Genomic DNA, 17,169 nt, shown 5'->3' on the forward strand with positions numbered 1-17,169 from the left:
AAGGGAATTTCAGGTTGGAAGCACTATCGCCAAATTCAGGTTAATTATTATCGGTCCTTGCTTGCGTCTTCATGCTCTGTAACAGCTCACGAATTTGTCTGTCCATCCAGCTTGTGAGCAAAGGATGCGGCAATATAGGGTCTCCTGAATAACGGTAATCCAGCCCCTGTAAGCGTTTAGGAATCATATGACTTGTAAAATATCCCGAACTCAAAAACAGCGGTGCCACAATAACATCATGCCCCCGCTCCTGATTCCAGTACGCCGCCTTGTCATGCACACCCTCAGGATTTAGCAAAGCGTGGTCCGTAATGATGCCACTCACGTTTTGCACCGTACGAGCCAACGAGGAAATCCCTTGCTCCCAGCGCTGAAGAAAGCCGTTGTGCGCGCTACCGTGTCCTACGAGTAAAATGACCTCTCGCGCAGGATCGACCGACAACGGGCGAACCTTGTCCCACACCATGCGGGCAACATCTTCGCCGTCATCCAATGGACTGCCAAAATGCACACGTGCCTTCAATCGAAACGGCTCCAAATCTGTTTCTTTGTCTGGCGCAGCTTTGACTCCCAGCGCATAGCTAATTTCATCTACATGCGTACTACCTGACGACACGAACAAAGGAATAACCAGTAAATCTGTTACCCCCAAGGCTTCCAGACGATCGATTCCATTTTGAATCAATCTTCCTTTAACCGTTTCCAAAAATGAAACCTCTATCGGCATTTCTTCCAGCAATTGAAGCTTTGCAACTGCCTGATCCACCTGTTCCACCCAATATGGCTCTCTAGAGCCATGGCTGATGACTAGTATCCCAGGGCTCCGCATTAGCGACCCAGACGTTCCAGCGTCATTTTATACCCGTCATTCCCATAGTTCAGACAACGCTTAACACGTGAAATGGTGGCTGTACTGGCGCCTGTCTCAGCTTCAATCTGATTATATGTGCTGCCTTTGCCAAGCATACGGGCAACTTCCAGACGTTGGGAGAGGGATTGAATTTCATTAATTGTGCACAGATCATCAAAAAATACATAACACTCTTCCAAATTTTTAAGAGTTAAAATAGCTTCAAACAATTGATCAATACTTTTATCATTAAGCTTTTTAAGCTGCATAGATTATCATCTCCCAAAGGTTACAATCTCTCCTCATTGTACTCGACAAATAGTCAGTTTTTCAAGCATTAACGGTTTCACGCATTACAGAACAACATTACATGACTACAGAAACATACTGTGCGAATGCCCAAATCCGCTTTTATACCTAATTTCGGGACACGCGCCTAAACCCACTGTGCGTTTGTAACATACAGTAGAGTATCAATCTGCAAAGGAATGTGATCTCATGCCTGGACATTACTATCATCGGAGGGCGCAAACGCGTTCCATTTCCGATCCGTATAGTTCAACTCCTTATCCTGGACTTGATCCATACAGCGAGGTTCCGCAAGTCGATTCCTCCGCCGTGGTGCCTTATGAGGCACCAGCGAGTATAACAGATTCCGCCGTGGTCACGCCAGACCCCGCCCCAGCCAAAGGAGGGCTGCTTGGCGGTCTTGGTAATCTCAACGATATTAAAGGTATTATTGACCGTATGGGCGGTATTGACGGGATTGTTGCTACGGTCGGCAAGGTACAAAAGATCATGTCTAGCGTGCAGCAATTTGCTCCGATGGCAAAACTGATTATGGGCTCGCTCCCAGCATTCAACAAAAACGCAAGCAAAAAAACGACAACACCAATTACTGAGGAACTGGATGAATATACACCACCACGCCGACGCCGGAAAAAGACACAGCGCAAAAGTACCACTACCCCACGCAGACGTCCGCGCAAACGCACAAGAAAGTAGGCTATTTTATTTAAACCAACCTCGGCGCATAAACCACACCACCATCGCAACACTCAATAAGAACATAAAGAACAATACGCCAAAATATCCATATTTCCAGCCCAACTCGGGCATATTCGAAAAATTCATACCATAAATTCCTGCAATCAGCGTCAAGGGCATAAAAACAGTTGTAATTACAGTCAGCGTCTTCATAATTGAATTCATGCGATTGGAATTAAGCGATATGTAACTGTCTCTCAGGTCGGCTGTCATCTCGCGGTCGGCCTCCAGCATGTCCGTCAGCTTCAATAAATGATCATAGATATCAGTAAAATAAGCCATATGATCCCCCTGACCCTGCACATGCTGTGAATTCAAAACTCGGTACATCAGATCACGCATCGGTACGATCGTGCGCCGCAGCTTGAGCAACCTGCCACGCAGGTCAAATACCTGCTTCATTAATTCCTCTACCGATTCGTGTGCACCCAAACCTTCAAGCTCGGCTAATTCATCCTCAATGATGAAAAGGCTCGGAAAATAGTTGTCAACCAGCTTGTCCATCACCGTATAAGCTGCAGCCAGCGGTCCGCGAGACCATATTTTGCGTTCGTTCGCATGCTCGACAATCCGCTCCCAGGCCTGATCCAGCTCCTCTAGTTCATGATGGTGATATGTAACCAAAAAACGGCTGCTAATAAACATATCTACCTCTTCCGCCTCTAATGTATCTACATCAAGCGCATGTACCACCAGAAACTGTACATTCTCGTAATAATCCAACTTGGGACGTTGCAGAACATGCATACAATCCTCTACAGCCAGCGGGTGAAAATGAAAATAACTCGTCAGCAGCTCCGACTCGCAATCTGTAGGCTCGTTAAAGTCAGCCCAGATCCATATGTAATCTTCCATGACAATCTGCTCCAATGGTTGTCCCACCGTCACCTGATGATCATGACTTATAGCCAATGTACGTATCACCGTACGTCCCCCTCGCATATACTGCCGTCTTATGTGTTATTTATATTTTATATAAGCCATTCCACATTATACAAATCTCAAGTTCTAGGTTTCATATGCTCTAATGAAGAAAAGGATATCTCCGGGCCAGCACGCTCCCGAAGATATCCTTAAAATAATTCATTCGTTACCCCTTAAATCTTTTTTCATTTCTTATACAGTTGTGGGATGCCCGGTTCCACCATTCAAATCGAATGATGCTTACTCGCTATATCCCCCTCGGCGCAGCAAGCAGAGCGCTGCGCCAATTCCCTCTGCCTATCCCCACCTATTTAAAAGTGGGGCAGGCTTTTGCCAAGAAAGGAGCAGATTCAGCGGGCAGTAGCGGAGCGGTACATTTGAATCTGGAGAAGCGAAGCGCTCGCCTTTGCCCTTGAATTTTCACCATATAGGTCTTATATAATCGAAAAAATTCGAGGGCAACAGCGATCGAAAGATCAAATGGAACGCGGAGCGGTCTCCTATGTCTTCACCTGCACTCCCGGCAAACCCTGCCCCATTTATAGTACTTTTTCTAAGAAACTTATAGTCCGCTCGTTTTTCGGATTACCAAATACCTCTTGCGGTGTTCCTTCTTCCACAATATAGCCACCATCCATAAATACGACACGGTCGCTTACTTCTCGTGCAAAGCCCATCTCATGCGTAACGATCATCATCGTCATGCCTTCGCGAGCCAGATCTTTCATTACGCCGAGCACTTCGCCCACCATTTCAGGATCAAGCGCCGAGGTTGGCTCATCGAACAGCATAATGTCTGGGTTCATTGCCAGCGCACGTGCAATCGCCACACGTTGCTTCTGACCGCCTGAAAGCTGTCCTGGCAATGCATCTGCCTTATCGGCCAAACCTACGCGATCCAGCAGTTTCATAGCTGTCTCACGGGCCTCTGTCTTCGTCTGTTTCCCCAGTTCAGTCGGTGCGAACATAATGTTCTTGAGCACCGTCATATGCGGGAACAGATTAAAATGCTGAAACACCATACCTATATTTTCACGGACCTTGTTAATGTCCACGTTTTTGTCACCCAATTTGTAGTCATCGACGATGACCTCACCAGCTGTAATTTCCTCCAGCATATTCATACAACGCAAAAACGTACTTTTCCCTGAACCAGAAGGGCCAATGACGCATACAACTTCGCCTTCCCGTACTTGCATGTCAATGCCTTTTAGCACCTGGTTACTGCCATAGCTTTTTTTCAGGTTTTTAACGATAATTTTACCCACGGCGAACTCTCCCTTCAAGACGGTTGGAAATTTTGGTCAGGACTGTAATGACGATAAGATACATCACCGCAACGACCAGCCAAATATCAAAGGATTGGAACGTCCGCGCAATAATGATTTTGCCCGATTGGGTCAATTCAACCAGACCGATAACTGACAAAATTGACGTATCCTTCAACGTAATAACCAACTGATTGATAAACGACGGGATCATGATTTTCACTGCTTGTGGCAAAATGATCTTCAGCATGGCTGTCCGGTATGGCAAACCAAGCGAACGAGCTGCTTCCATTTGTCCTGGATCAATGGACTGAATACCCCCGCGGATAATTTCGGTCACATAAGCACCAGCGTTTAGAGATAACGTCAACACCGCCGCGACAAAAAGCGGCATTTTAAAATCGAGTGCCTGTGGGATACCGAAGTAAATAAAGAATGCAAGTACGATCAGTGGAATACCACGGAATACATCAACGAAAACAGTTGCAATACCGCGGAACACCTTGTTATGGCTAACTTTCATAAAGCCAAACACTAGTCCCAGCAAAAAGGCTACGAGCAAGGATACCAGGGTGTACAACAGCGTATTTCCCATCCCTTTAATCAAAGCAGGCAGCGAAGCGGAAATGAGCTCCCAGCGGCTACGTTCTACAGGGGCCACACCTTTGCCGGATTCACCAAGGTATTTCGACATGATCTTGTCATATTCCCCGCTGTTGCGAAGATTCACAAGCCCTGCATTAAATTTCTCCAGCAGCTCCGCATTTTTGCCTTGGTTGACAGCAAAACCGTAAGAACCGCCTTTTTCCTTATCAGTCACCAGCTTAAGACCATTATTCTGAGTCACACCGTATGCCAGTACCGGATAATCATCAAAGCAGGCAACCGAGTTACCTGTTTTAACTTCATCATACATCTGAGAAGAATCGTCGAACGGAACTGTAGTAAAGCCATATTTCGCCTTAATGGATTCCGCGAACGTGTAGCCTTCTGTTCCTGTTTTGACAGCGACACGCTGTCCTTTCAAGTCCTCATAGCGTTTAATCGTATCATTATCCTTACGGACCGCCATGACAACACCTGAGTCAAAATAGGGTTCAGAAAAATCAAATTTTTGCTTGCGTTCATCGGTAATACTCATCCCGGCAATGACACCATCTACTTGATTCGTTTCAAGTGCCTGCACTGCCGCGTTAAAGCCAAGTGGCTTAATGGTATACTCAAAATTCTGATCCTTAGCAATAGCTGCCAGTAAATCCATGTCGATTCCCACAAATTTCCCATTTACATCTTCAAACTCAAAAGGCGCGAACGTTGTATCCGTGCCGATATCATACTTTGTTTTATTTTCTGCGTGAGCCACTACACCGAAATTACCGGCCAGGGCAACCACAGAAAACAAACAAATCATGAGTGCTATTAGTTTTCTTGGTTTTTGCATAAGATCCTCCAGTCAGTTGAACGGTTCAAAGTTTTCTGTTTATTCTACAGGAGTTATTAAAAATTGACTACTTTGATGTCAGGTATTTTTTAAAAAACATCTCATGGAACTATCTGGATGTGTGAACTCTGAAGATGTATTTTTGCCCCAGAATGCCAATAAGCCCCTGCCGCAAAAAGCGGACGGAAGCTTATTGTGTATCCTATATTGTATGTTCTTTTTCAGGGATTCATGAAGAAAACTAGAAAAGAATTTTGAAAATTAAACCTGACAACAGCGCAGAAATTGGAATCGTTATTACCCAGGTTATTACAATACGACCAGCTAATGACCAGCGAACTGCGCTAAAGCGCTTCGCAGAACCAACACCCAGAATCGCCGAAGTAATGGCATGAGTGGTACTTACTGGTAAATGAAGCATGGTAGCTGTAAAAATAACAGAAGCTCCCGAAACATCGGCTGCGAATCCATTGATTGGCTCAATTTTGAAAATCTTGGTTCCCATCGTTTTGATGATCTTCCAACCACCAATAGACGTACCCAGTGCCATAGCGGTTGCAGCTGAAATTTTCACCCACATGGGTACTTCCAAATGGTCTTGATACCCTGCGGAGACGAGTGCGAATGTGATAATCCCCATCGCCTTCTGAGCATCATTCGTACCATGCGTAAACGACTGGATAGCTGCCGTAATGACCTGCATGGTGCGGAAACCTTTGTTCACTGTATGCGGACTACGATAAGCAAAGATGTATTTCAAAATCATCATCACAATGTAACCGACAACAAAAGCAATCAACGGGGAGAAAATAAGCCCCTCAACAATCCCGATGAAGCCGCTCCAATTTAATTTATCCTGTCCCGCACCTACATACACCGCCCCTGCCAACGCACCAATCAATGCATGAGAGGAGGATGAAGGAATACCAAACCACCAGGTTAGAAGATTCCAGATAATCGCAGCGATCAGCGTCGCAATAACGATATCAATACCGTTTGTAAGCTTGGTAGGGTCAGCGACACTTCCACCAATGGTCTTGGCAACCCCGGTAAACAAGATAGCTCCGAGAAAGTTCATAACCGCAGCCATAATAATCGCACGTCGCGGCGTCAACGCACGGGTCGAGACCGAAGTAGCAATCGCGTTCGCCGTATCATGAAATCCATTAATAAAATCAAATGCCAGAGCAAGAAAAATAACAATACCTAGTACCAGTAAACTTGTATCCATGTAAAAGGACTCCCTTACGAGTTACGCATAATGATGGATTCCAGCATATTTGCAACATCCTCGCATGAATCCGTTGTCGTTTCAAGGCGTTCGTACAATTCTTTACGTTTAATCAGTTCAATAGGATCAGTTACAGTTGCAAACAGGTTTTTGATGCAAATACGCAATAATTCATCCCCCTGATTTTCCAAATCATTTAGGCGAATGGTGTATTCACGAATAGCCAACAATTTTTTCTGTGAAAGCAAATGTACAGCCTTCTGAATTTCGTAAGCTGATTGACGCAAAATATCAGCGAACTGCACAATATACTCGTCCGGTTCTGTAATGTTGTACATATAAAAACGAGAGGCTGTCGCTTCAAGACCGTCCAGCACATCATCCATGGTCGTTGTCAGTTCCATGATGTCGTCGCGTTCCAGCGGCGTAATGAAGGTCTTGTTCAACTCAGTAATAATCGTGTGTGTGTAATCATCACACTTATTTTCATACTTCTTCATCTCATTGGTAAACAAAGTCACATCTTGAAAATTTGAAGTATGTTGGGCAAAATAATCGGCTGCTTGCACGATCGTATCTGCCATATTTTCCAACGTCTCGAAGAATATATCCTTTTTCTTCAATCTCATAACGATTACCCCTTTACGAAAATATCCGCAACCTGTTTCGACTGCAATAGACAACCTTTGCTATCTTATCACACTCATCAATGTTTTTGTAATGTTTGTAAAAGCAAATTTCTAGATATACGTATACAATGCCCGACATAGAGGGTCATTATCCGACAATTTTTTCCTAAATAGGTGTATTACGTTTTCTAATTCGCTTCAAACGTTACATGTTCCGTTAGTGAAGTATCTGCAGGTACTACATGTATATAGGATGTACCTGGTGTTAACGGGATTTCAACCCCATTTTTCATAAACCGAATCGCATCGCCAGATGTATGCTGCCATTCAGCACGTATTAACTGTCCTTGTTGAAACACCATGGCCTCTCCGCTACCGTCCAGTTCAACGCTTAGTCTGCCTACATCATCCAGCGTTCGATGCCTCGTGCTCATCACAATAACATTAGCCGCTGAGAGCTGTTGGTTATTATTTTGATCCAGATGTGACTTTTCGTTCACAAAACGCTTATATCGTTGATCGGCTCGATCATAGGTATAAGATACGCGATAGCTTTTTAGCAAAAACCGGATGTGCACAGATGCGGCACTCTCGTCCACCATAACTGGAGTTTCGCCGGTTTTGAGATAAGGATACACTGGAACTTCCGTCTGCTTGGTATATCCTTTGCTTTCGCTTCCTTTACGTAGCCTGCTCACATCTGTGTATAAATTATGTGGTGGACGACGATCTTTACTTCGCCAAAAATAAGCCCCTCCATTTGAAATCTCATCCAGATGCTCCTTCCGCTGCTGCTGTAAAATCGCATAGGCATCTGTACTTCCCCCTGCATGTATCGGTAACGCACCATAGGTTTCGCCTAGTTCAATCAAATACGGCCGAATACTGCGGACCGGACCGATCTTCACATCTCCACCATGACTTTGGAAAAAAGCTACCAAACGGGTAATTCCGCCTTCTGCAAGAACCTCATATACCATGTCTGCCTGGCTAAGCCCTGCCTGTGGACGCGCAGCCGGGGCATTGTTAATCATGACAGCCAGTGGCCGCTCCAAAACAGGCTGCTCCACCGGAAGCCCGGTAAGCGGAGCTGTAAATGCCGGAACAGATGGCTCCTTAGGCGGTTCAAGCACCTTCTTCTCTGTTTCTTGCTGGTTCGGTTGGGGAACGGATTCAGATTCACCCGTATTGGACAAAGCAGAACAAGATATCATTGTCATGCATAACAGAGCTGAGGCCATCACACGCAACCAATGATTTCGTTGAAACATGGGCCCAGACAAGTTCATCCCTCCACATCGTTATTTTTCTCATTATAAGCTTTATTTCCTGTTTTTGTCTTGATTGAGGCATTACCTCTCTATAGAATACTTATCTAAAGACATTAAAATTTAAAAAATATTTAGAGTTTGTGATTTTTATCACAAATAACTGTAACTGAACCTAATACAATAAAGGTGTAGCAAAGATGATCATCCCAAACAAAATGAAATACAACCCATCATTATAGATTAAGAAAGAGGAGTGATTTGAATGTTTAACAACTGGTTACGTGAGAACAAAGTAGCAATGTGGCTGCTGACTGTAGTACGGGTTTATCTAGGTTATGAATGGATGACCCACGGACTTGAGAAGCTGACTGGCGGATTTGATGCAGGTGGATTTATTTCGGGGGCCATTGCTAAAACAGGCGGAGATCACCCCGCTGTACAAGGCTGGTGGGGATCGTTCCTTGAAGCCTTTGCCCTGCCGAATGTCGGTTTGTTCAACGTCCTGATCCCATTGGGTGAGTTCTTGGTCGGGGTTGGCCTGCTGCTTGGTACATTGACTACACTGGCTACTTTGATGGCTATGGTTATGAACTTCTCGTTCCTGTTCTCGGGTACAGTAAGCACCAATGCAATCTACCTGTTGGTTGAAATCTTCCTTATCGTTGCTGGTGCAAATGCCGGAAGAATCGGCTTTGACCGTTGGGTACTGCCCTTCCTGCGTGGACTGTTTGGTAAAAATAAAGATACTTATCAAACGGACCCCAATCGAAAAATAGCTTAACTATCCAAAAAACAACCGTTATCCTCTGGCTAATGGTTGTTTTTTTGTGCAGCTATGCTGCTTCTCTTTGGTGTTTTTTGCAGCTATGCTCCTTCTCTTCGGTGTTTTTGTGCAGCTATGCTGCTTGTATGTGTGGCTATGCTGCACCCTCCTCTATTTAAATGAACAAAGGAGTCCTCAAGTCCATCCTGACTTGGAGACTCCTTTTTCGGGTTCATCTTTCCCCCGAACGTTTACAAGTTGGATACAACATGGAATGTTCACGATACATTTACCTTGTACACTACAGTTACATCAAAGAACCTAATGGAGGGTTATACCATGAAAAAAATCACCAAAGCCTATCTCATGCTCGCAGCAGTAATTTTCACAGTACAGACGATCGGATTGGGATCTACGACATCAGCCAAAGCAGCGACATCTACTACAATATCTCAAGCAGAAGTTGTACAACATATTTCCAAAACCTTCGAGCAGCTACTTCGCCAACCAGGTAAGCTACCTCAGGCATTCACTTATTTACAAAAGCATATCCAATCCATTCCGGCCTCTCAAGCTACCATCCTAGTACTACACTTGGAAAATGCACAGAAACAGCAATTGGATTCATATGCACAGGCCTTATATCCGACCTCTATTCAAACTAAGATTAATCAAGTCTATAAACCTGGTGATTCGTTCACTAATGTAATGAGCCGGACAAGTGATACAAAGCTGAAAAAGCTACTCACTCAATCAAGAGATGCCGGCTACAAACTTGAAACCGCAGAAGGCATGTTTTACCCAGTCATCAATTATGAGAAATATAAAGTATTCGGAAATAACATTACCGCAGATATCCGCGACTATATTGACATCATGGCGACGGAATCTGGACAGCCGGCTACCAAGGATGCAGCATTACACATCGGTTATCAACAGTTAGCCGGAAGAGTGCTGGCGCAAGAGTCGTTTATAACCCAATATCCACATTCCAATCGTACACAAGCAGTCAAATCATTACATGATCTCTATTTCTTCTATACTTTTTATGGTACGAACAATACACCATTATTCGATGATGACACCAACAAGATTCGCCCCAATGCCAAAAAAGGATATCAGCTCGTCGTTCAGCGCAACAGGGATTCGAAGAGTCCCTACATTCAAAAGCTAAAGGCATTTATGACACTACTAGATCAAAATGAAGATAAGCGAACTACGCAAGTATCCGCCTGGCTAAAAAAGAACGTGCCTGCTAATTAATCAAAGAGGAACAGACCAAAAGAACTTCCAACCCCACACATCATGTGGTTTCGGAAGTTCTTATTCTTACATTTACAGATCACTTTCTTGACCAAAAGCCCAACAATTGAGACTCAATGAGCCAAGGACATACGACTGAAAAAGCTTACGCGCGGAGCGATCATGATCGGCAGCTCCCATCACGTAAAACAAAGGTGAAAAATGCTCTATTCCATACGAAGGAACCGCCTGCTTGGCATACGGAGCCTTCTTGTCATATTGGAACAGATGACGCAAATTCCAGTCTTGAAGCTGCTGTGCGATCCAGTCATCATATTGAACGGCCCAATCGGCTGGCTCACTCGTCTGCTTGAGTGTCCGCAAGTTGTGGACCAAGCCTCCACTACCGAGGATCAAAATCCCTTGATCACGCAGTGGCGCCAGCATCCGTCCAATCTCGTATTGCTCCTGAGGATCGCGCCGTGAATCAATGGATAAGGGTACGACCGGTATGTCCGCATCAGGATATATATGCCGCAAAACCACCCATGCTCCATGATCCAGTCCCCGGTTCCGAACCGGCTGGTGGAACAGGTTATGCTGACTGAACAGATGCCCTATCTCCTCATACAGCTTTGGATCGCCTGGTGCAGGGTAATCAAGAGTGTACATTTCTTCAGGAAAGCCGTAGAAATCGTGCAACGCTGCATGCTGATCATCCGCGCCGATACATTGATCGGGGCTATCCCAATGCGCGGAAAAAATGACAATTCCTTTGGGTCGGGGCAGGCTCGCGCCCAGCTTTGCAAGATAACTGGTATATGCGTTATTTTCTACAGCCAGTGTCGGTGAACCATGCGCAACAAAAATTGAGGGTAATGTCATCGCTGCCAACCTCCACACGCCAGTATAGTGTTACTCTTTCATTTTACTCCGGCGGAGGCACAATTTCCAATACAAACCGTTACACCCTGAAATCAGATCATCCAGTGCTGCCAATCCCGTTGAATATTTTCTTGTTCATCCAGCCATTCCAGTGTGCGGTCAATCAGCTGTTGCCGCTCTTTACCTGATGAGAAAGTGTGATCTCCCTGAAAAATAATTTCCTTATCACAGCGTCCTTCTGGACGCATCCAGAATACCTTTTGAAACAGAAACGCATAATCCACAGGAATAATATCATCCGAGGTGCCATGAATAACGAGCACATCACCGTTAAATTTAACGGCCTCCTGGAACGGTTGGAATTGAGCTAGTGACTCAAAATAAGCTGGTGTGAACTTATAGCCCAGGTAGTCTGCATGACCGGTTTTAACAGATTCGTCGTATACGCTTCGCTCCGTAATTTTGACAATGTCGTTGAACGGATAACCGACAGCTGACCAAAGGACCAGGTTCTGTACTCTCTTGTCCCGAACGGCTGTGAGAAGGGCAACTGCGCCCCCCAGACTGTGACCGATCAGCGTCACCTTGGTCGGGTCAATGTCCGCGCAATTCACGGCGTAATCCAACACGGTGCGTGTCTGATTGATCATGGATTCGAGCCCCTGCTTGCCGTATTCACCCGTGCTTTCTCCACAACCGGCAAAATCAAAGCGCAGTACAAAATACCCCCCTTCAGCCAGTTCACGCGCAGTCTTGACAAATAATCGATCGACTCCGATTCGATTGCCCACAAAACCGTGGCAAATGACAACGAGTGGAACACGTCTTTGACGCTCTCCCTCATTTGTACGGTTTGGATAATGAATTGTAGCGGCCAGTTCCTCATTTTCAAAACGAATTCCAATTTGCCGTTCCATCCTGATTCCCCCTGTTTCAAGCTTCATTACAGCATTTCATCATTCAAGCTCATATAGTAACGTGGAATATCCATCCAGAATATTCATTCACTTTAATTCCGATAAGTTTAATAAGTTTTATAGTAAAGTCAGTCTATCATCGCCCTGCTTCCTTGTCAACCTGTCAGTTCATACCGATATGGAAGTAAAGAAATGGCGCTCCCCAATGCTTGTCGGAGAACGCCATACTACTCGCTTATTAGAGTGCAATCTCTACATTAAAGTAGACGACTTGCTATTCGTAGCTGTGCCTGAACATTTGGTGGGTTTCGACTCGTCCCTCCCACTCCAGTTTACAAGAGGCGCCGTTATTTTGATCCTCATGCCACAGGCTGCGGTAGCTCTGTTCACCCAGTTCACCTGCAAATTCTGTGTCCTCAGCCAATTCAGTATCGTCCAATATACGGTACGTTGGAGATGTCCCTTGAACGCTCCGGTGACTCACGTTTGCAAGCAAGGCTCCCCCACTGTTCCCGTTCGGAGCACCTGTCAGTCGTTTTTGGACCGAATAATCTGCCTGGTTCTCCAGTTCCATGATGCCACATCCTCTCAACGTTTTATATTCAGGTTGCTCCATGCGCTCACCCTGTATCCAGTTTGAGGAGAATGCGGCGGTAATATACATAATGGATAAGCCTTTTGCCATCCGGCGTTTCCTCACGTATACTGTCTTTGTTACAAAATGGCGATTCCATCAGTTTGGAATACGATCATAAAGCAGGAGGAAGCAATGAATAAAGCAAAAAATTATACGCTTATTGCATGGGTTGCCTTGTCCATGTTTTTCTTGACACAGGCGATTATCGGTTGGTTTATCACATTTACAGGCGGGGATATCAAACCTTTTGAAAAAATTAGCCTTTCCACCCTCATCATCATCGCCGCAGGTGCCATTCTGCTGGTTGAAGCACTGATGAATTTCATGGATCGTCCTGAAGAAGGCGAGGAGACACAACAACCAGACCATGCTCCCGTGAAGCCCCAAATGAATTTTAAATCCATCTTGATGTATGTAGTACTGGTTGTTGTCATTCTTGTCGCCGGACTTGCGCTGCGCAGTGTGCTGCCGGTATTCAAAATCTCACCATGGATGAATTTAGTGTTTGCGGCTATTGGCTTTATTGGACTCAAACCGATTTTTTTGCGTAAAAAACATTCATAACCTCGCAATTCTCACAGTGCTGGAGCTGCCTCATAACGGAATCGTAGCAGCTCCTTTTTATTTGCAATCAGCTATCTCACTTGAAGCTTGGGATCGTCAGAAAAACCGTATCCCCACCTGCAAGAAGATGCATGGGAAATACGGCTTGCTGTACTTTAGCATTTATTTGGAAAATAGTTGTTCTGCATTATCCAATGCAATTTTGTGCCCCATCGCGGAATAGTCCAGCCAAGGCTGTCCGTCCAGCATGTAGACATGACCTTGCTTCACAGCCTTAAGTCCTTGCCATACTGTATTCCCCTCCAGCTGCTTGTATACCTTTTGCGCATCCGTACCTTTACTAATAATCACCAGGATGGCATCGGCATTATAATCCGGCAAAACCTCTTGGGATACAACCTGGTAGGCCTTGTTGATCTTTTCCACACCTTTGGCTGGCTTCAAGCCTAAGTCCTGATACAATAACGGTCCTACTGGACGCTTCATCCCCATGACACGAACTTCTTTCGCTGTGACACGTACAGCCATGACAGTCCCGTCTCCGATTTTGGAATGAATGAGCTTTTTGACCCGTTCCCTCTGTGTATCATAATCTTTTAGAAAAGTGTCTGCCTGTGCTTCATGTTTAACCATAGCAGCTATTTTTTTCAATTGATCTTTCCATGTACCTTCATCCAAATCAAAAACCTCGGTTGGTGCAATTTTTTCAAACTTGGCCACATCAGTTCCCGAATATTTTTTGTCGAGGAAGATATGATCAGGTTGAAGCTCCAGTACCGCTTCCATATCAGGGTCTGTGACAACTCCCAGCTTACGAGTATTTTGAAGACGATCTTTTACATGGGGCAGAAAATCCTTCACATCTCCACCAATAACTGAACCTGCTGGAGTAATGCCCAATGCCAGAAGATTATTTGTCAAATGAATAGACATTGAGGCAATACGCGAATCCGTACTAATGGTGGTTTGGGCACTATCGTCCGCTTTCGTATCGCTAGCCTGTTTGTCTGCTGCTTGTCCACAAGCGGACAGCATGATCATGCATGCCACAAGAGACAGGGCTACCCATGAACGTTTAAGCCCTGAACCCTCAAATCTATTTTTTCTCATGAATATTCTCTCCTATACTATAGAAGCTCTATTTTATAATGTTAAATCGTCAAAACTTCTACTTCGTTGTTGTTCCGCACGCTGCATCATGTGCAGCTTTAGATTTCATATGTAACCTAATCCTATTGTCATTTGGTTCGGGACAACAAGAATAAAAAATACGGAGCTCCTACCACAGCAACCACTACACCTGCTGGAATCGCATTCGGCTGAAATACCGAACGACCAATCGTATCTGCTGTGACCAGAATAACGACCCCGACCAAAGCGGCTACTGGCAGCAAATGCTGATACATCGGTCCAACCAGACGGCGAGCCAGATGAGGCGCAATCAGCCCAATAAAACCGATGCCTCCGGCCATGGATACGCTGGCGCTCGATAGAGCCACTGCTGCGCCAAGCAATATCAAGCGCTGGCGCTTCACACTTGTACCAATTCCAGCTGCGGTCTCATCACCCAGCGACAGATTATTCAGGCTACGTGTCTGAGATAGAACATAGGGCAATACAATGACAATCCACGGTAGTAAAGCCACTGCATGTATCCAGTCCCGTCCCCATACGCTGCCAGCCAACCAACGTGCGGTAAATGCGTACGTATCCTCATCCAGCCGCAACGACCAATACAGCGTTATGGCGCTGAGCCCTGAGGCTACACCGATACCGGACAGAATCAATCGCACAGGCACGATTCCTCTGCTGCCACTATAGGACAACATAACAATCAGTACCGCCGCAACGACACCTCCTGCAAAGGTAAACAAGGGAATGAACAAGGCTACTGATCCTTCCAGATCGCGAAAAAAGCTAACATACATCACCAGGCCCAACGCAGCCCCCGCATGAAGGCCCAGCACTCCCGGATCTGCGAGTGCGTTTCGCGATAAGCCCTGCATGACTGCCCCGGCTGCACCTAGTCCCGCTCCAGCCAGCACTGTTACAACAATCCGCGGCAGACGGTATTCAAACAGGACCATATGATCACGTCCGCTCCCGCCGCCAAACAGTGTATCTAGCACGCGTAGCGGTGGAATACGAATCGTTCCGGTATTCAAACCCAGCACAAGAACAGCAAAGCTGATTCCCACCAATACTAAGCAAACGAGCCAAGCCTTGATCGTTCTTGTATCCCCTGTCCCTAGAGAGCGACTCACTATAATTCCCTCCTTTCCTTACGAGCGAGAAAGAGGAAAAAAGGTACTCCGATAAAAGACACCATAATTCCAATAGCTAGCTCCTCCGGTGGATTCACCATTCTCGCTCCCAAATCAGCCAGCACTAGCAGCACGGCTCCCAATATTGCAGACAATGGTACGATCTGGCGATAATCCACACCGATCAGCTTGCGAGCAATATGTGGAACGACCAAGCCTACAAAGCCGATGGCCCCGGCAGCCGATACGGATAGCCCAGCCAGGACCACCACAGTCAGCAACCCCAACAGCCGGATACGCCTGAGATTTAGTCCCAGGTTCAATGCTACCTCATCGCCCATTGAAATCAATGAAATGGAGCGTGCGAGCCCCATAGACCAAGCGATCACAATAAGCAAAATCGGCGCAAGAATCTTAAGCTGCGACCATTTGATTCCGGCAACACCACCCGCATACCAGAAGGCTAGATCCTGACTTAGATCAAAATAAATCGCAATTCCCGAAGTCATGGAACCTAACAAGGCTGCTGTCACAGCTCCAGACACCGTTAGTCTCATGGGTGTCAGTCCTCCCGGCGCGGATGCCCCCAGCCCGAATACCAGTAAGGTACTCATCAGTGCCCCCAGGAACGACAATATAATTAACGTCCCATAAGGTAGATCGGGGAAAAAAGCAAAACTCACTGCAACTACAAACATCGCTCCTGCGTTAATGCCCAGCACACCTGTATCCCCCAACGGATTGCGTGTAATGCCTTGTATCAGGGAGCCTGCAACCGCCAGGGCAGCCCCAATGATAGCTGCACCGAGTACACGCGGCAATCGCAGCTCATGAATGATCCTGTGTGTCATCAGCGAACGATCATAGTGAAATGCTGCCGACCACACCGTGCTTACGGTCAGGTCTTTGGCTCCAAAAGAAATGGCAGCGAATATGGCCAAGGCCAACAATACAGCAGAAGCTGTAAACAACAACGCCTGCCGAATCCTACCCGCTCGGAGCACCGGACGGGCTACAGAGGCTACTTCAGGTGCGGTCCTCTCTGTCGAAGCTGTATGTTTGTCCATGCTGTCTTTAGACTGCATTCGGTGAGGTCACTCCCTCCATACCTGAAAGCCACCATGGCTCTCATTACGATAACGTCAATGATAATGATTATCAACTTGATACATAATAGCATGTTTCTATGACATTGCAAGCCAAAAACTGTTCCCCCATTAGGAGGAACAGTTTTTA

General features: G+C 45.9%; 19 protein-coding genes. 5 read left to right on the top strand and 14 right to left on the bottom strand.

Going from position 1 to position 17,169, the window contains the following annotated elements; genetic code table 11:
• Positions 1 to 40 precede the first annotated feature (40 nt).
• Positions 41 to 829 carry a sirohydrochlorin chelatase gene (locus ACXHJ2_RS18990; protein WP_165082790.1) on the bottom strand — a complete coding sequence of 263 codons (789 nt, stop codon included), beginning with the start codon at positions 827 to 829 and terminating at the stop codon, positions 41 to 43.
• A complete protein-coding gene (locus ACXHJ2_RS18995; RefSeq protein WP_007428885.1) occupies positions 829 to 1,119 on the bottom strand; it encodes a YerC/YecD family TrpR-related protein in 291 nt (96 codons plus the stop codon). Before ACXHJ2_RS18995 ends, ACXHJ2_RS18990 begins: the two co-directional genes overlap by 1 nt.
• A 229-nt stretch (positions 1,120 to 1,348) precedes the next feature.
• Here ACXHJ2_RS18995 and ACXHJ2_RS19000 point away from each other — a divergent pair, with 229 nt between their 5' ends.
• The gene (locus tag ACXHJ2_RS19000) at positions 1,349 to 1,855 is read left to right on the top strand and encodes a hypothetical protein (RefSeq protein ID WP_013369521.1); all 507 of its coding nucleotides are present in this window, start codon (positions 1,349 to 1,351) and stop codon (positions 1,853 to 1,855) included.
• Between the two features lie 6 nt (positions 1,856 to 1,861).
• On the opposite strand, the gene corA is transcribed toward ACXHJ2_RS19000, so the two are convergent.
• A complete protein-coding gene (gene corA, locus ACXHJ2_RS19005; protein ID WP_165082792.1) occupies positions 1,862 to 2,821 on the bottom strand; it encodes a magnesium/cobalt transporter CorA in 960 nt (319 codons plus the stop codon).
• 233 nt (positions 2,822 to 3,054) lie between these two features.
• Here corA and ACXHJ2_RS19010 point away from each other — a divergent pair, with 233 nt between their 5' ends.
• Positions 3,055 to 3,237: a hypothetical protein gene (locus tag ACXHJ2_RS19010; RefSeq protein ID WP_128574126.1), complete on the top strand. Its 183-nt coding sequence runs from the start codon at positions 3,055 to 3,057 to the stop codon at positions 3,235 to 3,237.
• A 123-nt stretch (positions 3,238 to 3,360) separates the two neighbouring features.
• On the opposite strand, the gene ACXHJ2_RS19015 is transcribed toward ACXHJ2_RS19010, so the two are convergent.
• The 5 genes from ACXHJ2_RS19015 to ACXHJ2_RS19035 form a co-directional block, all read right to left on the bottom strand.
• Positions 3,361 to 4,089: an amino acid ABC transporter ATP-binding protein gene (locus ACXHJ2_RS19015; protein ID WP_013369518.1), complete on the bottom strand. Its 729-nt coding sequence runs from the start codon at positions 4,087 to 4,089 to the stop codon at positions 3,361 to 3,363.
• Positions 4,082 to 5,530 carry an amino acid ABC transporter substrate-binding protein/permease gene (locus tag ACXHJ2_RS19020; RefSeq protein WP_013369517.1) on the bottom strand — a complete coding sequence of 483 codons (1,449 nt, stop codon included), beginning with the start codon at positions 5,528 to 5,530 and terminating at the stop codon, positions 4,082 to 4,084. Before ACXHJ2_RS19020 ends, ACXHJ2_RS19015 begins: the two co-directional genes overlap by 8 nt.
• A gap of 241 nt (positions 5,531 to 5,771) precedes the next feature.
• Positions 5,772 to 6,761, bottom strand: a complete 990-nt coding sequence (locus tag ACXHJ2_RS19025) for an inorganic phosphate transporter (protein WP_013369516.1) — start codon at positions 6,759 to 6,761, stop codon at positions 5,772 to 5,774.
• 14 nt (positions 6,762 to 6,775) lie between these two features.
• Complete coding sequence (locus ACXHJ2_RS19030; protein WP_013369515.1) at positions 6,776 to 7,390, bottom strand: DUF47 domain-containing protein; 615 nt, start codon at positions 7,388 to 7,390, stop codon at positions 6,776 to 6,778.
• Positions 7,391 to 7,578: 188 nt separating this feature from the next.
• Complete coding sequence (locus tag ACXHJ2_RS19035; protein ID WP_165082794.1) at positions 7,579 to 8,673, bottom strand: DUF3048 domain-containing protein; 1,095 nt, start codon at positions 8,671 to 8,673, stop codon at positions 7,579 to 7,581.
• Between the two features lie 250 nt (positions 8,674 to 8,923).
• On the opposite strand from ACXHJ2_RS19035, the gene ACXHJ2_RS19040 reads away from it, so the two are divergent.
• Positions 8,924 to 9,442, top strand: coding sequence for a DoxX family membrane protein (locus ACXHJ2_RS19040; RefSeq protein WP_013369513.1), 519 nt, complete (start codon positions 8,924 to 8,926; stop codon positions 9,440 to 9,442).
• Between the two features lie 321 nt (positions 9,443 to 9,763).
• Positions 9,764 to 10,687: a hypothetical protein gene (locus ACXHJ2_RS19045; protein WP_165082796.1), complete on the top strand. Its 924-nt coding sequence runs from the start codon at positions 9,764 to 9,766 to the stop codon at positions 10,685 to 10,687.
• A 72-nt stretch (positions 10,688 to 10,759) separates the two neighbouring features.
• Here ACXHJ2_RS19045 and ACXHJ2_RS19050 read toward each other — a convergent pair whose 3' ends face one another.
• From ACXHJ2_RS19050 to ACXHJ2_RS19060, 3 genes are all read right to left on the bottom strand, one after another.
• Positions 10,760 to 11,551 (bottom strand): dioxygenase family protein, encoded by a 792-nt coding sequence (locus ACXHJ2_RS19050; RefSeq protein ID WP_165082798.1) that lies wholly within the window; start codon positions 11,549 to 11,551, stop codon positions 10,760 to 10,762.
• Positions 11,552 to 11,643: 92 nt separating this feature from the next.
• Positions 11,644 to 12,468 (bottom strand): alpha/beta hydrolase, encoded by an 825-nt coding sequence (locus tag ACXHJ2_RS19055; protein WP_016819801.1) that lies wholly within the window; start codon positions 12,466 to 12,468, stop codon positions 11,644 to 11,646.
• Between the two features lie 274 nt (positions 12,469 to 12,742).
• Positions 12,743 to 13,042: a hypothetical protein gene (locus ACXHJ2_RS19060; protein ID WP_025364061.1), complete on the bottom strand. Its 300-nt coding sequence runs from the start codon at positions 13,040 to 13,042 to the stop codon at positions 12,743 to 12,745.
• A gap of 195 nt (positions 13,043 to 13,237) precedes the next feature.
• Here ACXHJ2_RS19060 and ACXHJ2_RS19065 point away from each other — a divergent pair, with 195 nt between their 5' ends.
• On the top strand, positions 13,238 to 13,669 hold the full coding sequence (locus ACXHJ2_RS19065) for a hypothetical protein (RefSeq protein WP_017426198.1): 432 nt from the start codon (positions 13,238 to 13,240) through the stop codon (positions 13,667 to 13,669).
• 162 nt (positions 13,670 to 13,831) lie between these two features.
• On the opposite strand, the gene ACXHJ2_RS19070 is transcribed toward ACXHJ2_RS19065, so the two are convergent.
• From ACXHJ2_RS19070 to ACXHJ2_RS19080, 3 genes are all read right to left on the bottom strand, one after another.
• Positions 13,832 to 14,779 carry an ABC transporter substrate-binding protein gene (locus tag ACXHJ2_RS19070; RefSeq protein WP_165082800.1) on the bottom strand — a complete coding sequence of 316 codons (948 nt, stop codon included), beginning with the start codon at positions 14,777 to 14,779 and terminating at the stop codon, positions 13,832 to 13,834.
• 128 nt (positions 14,780 to 14,907) lie between these two features.
• The gene (locus ACXHJ2_RS19075; RefSeq protein ID WP_044787183.1) at positions 14,908 to 15,933 is read right to left on the bottom strand and encodes a FecCD family ABC transporter permease; all 1,026 of its coding nucleotides are present in this window, start codon (positions 15,931 to 15,933) and stop codon (positions 14,908 to 14,910) included.
• Positions 15,933 to 17,000: a FecCD family ABC transporter permease gene (locus tag ACXHJ2_RS19080; RefSeq protein ID WP_446724841.1), complete on the bottom strand. Its 1,068-nt coding sequence runs from the start codon at positions 16,998 to 17,000 to the stop codon at positions 15,933 to 15,935. Before ACXHJ2_RS19080 ends, ACXHJ2_RS19075 begins: the two co-directional genes overlap by 1 nt.
• Positions 17,001 to 17,169: the final 169 nt, after the last annotated feature.

The sequence above is a fragment of the Paenibacillus sp. ALE3 genome (genome assembly GCF_054113405.1).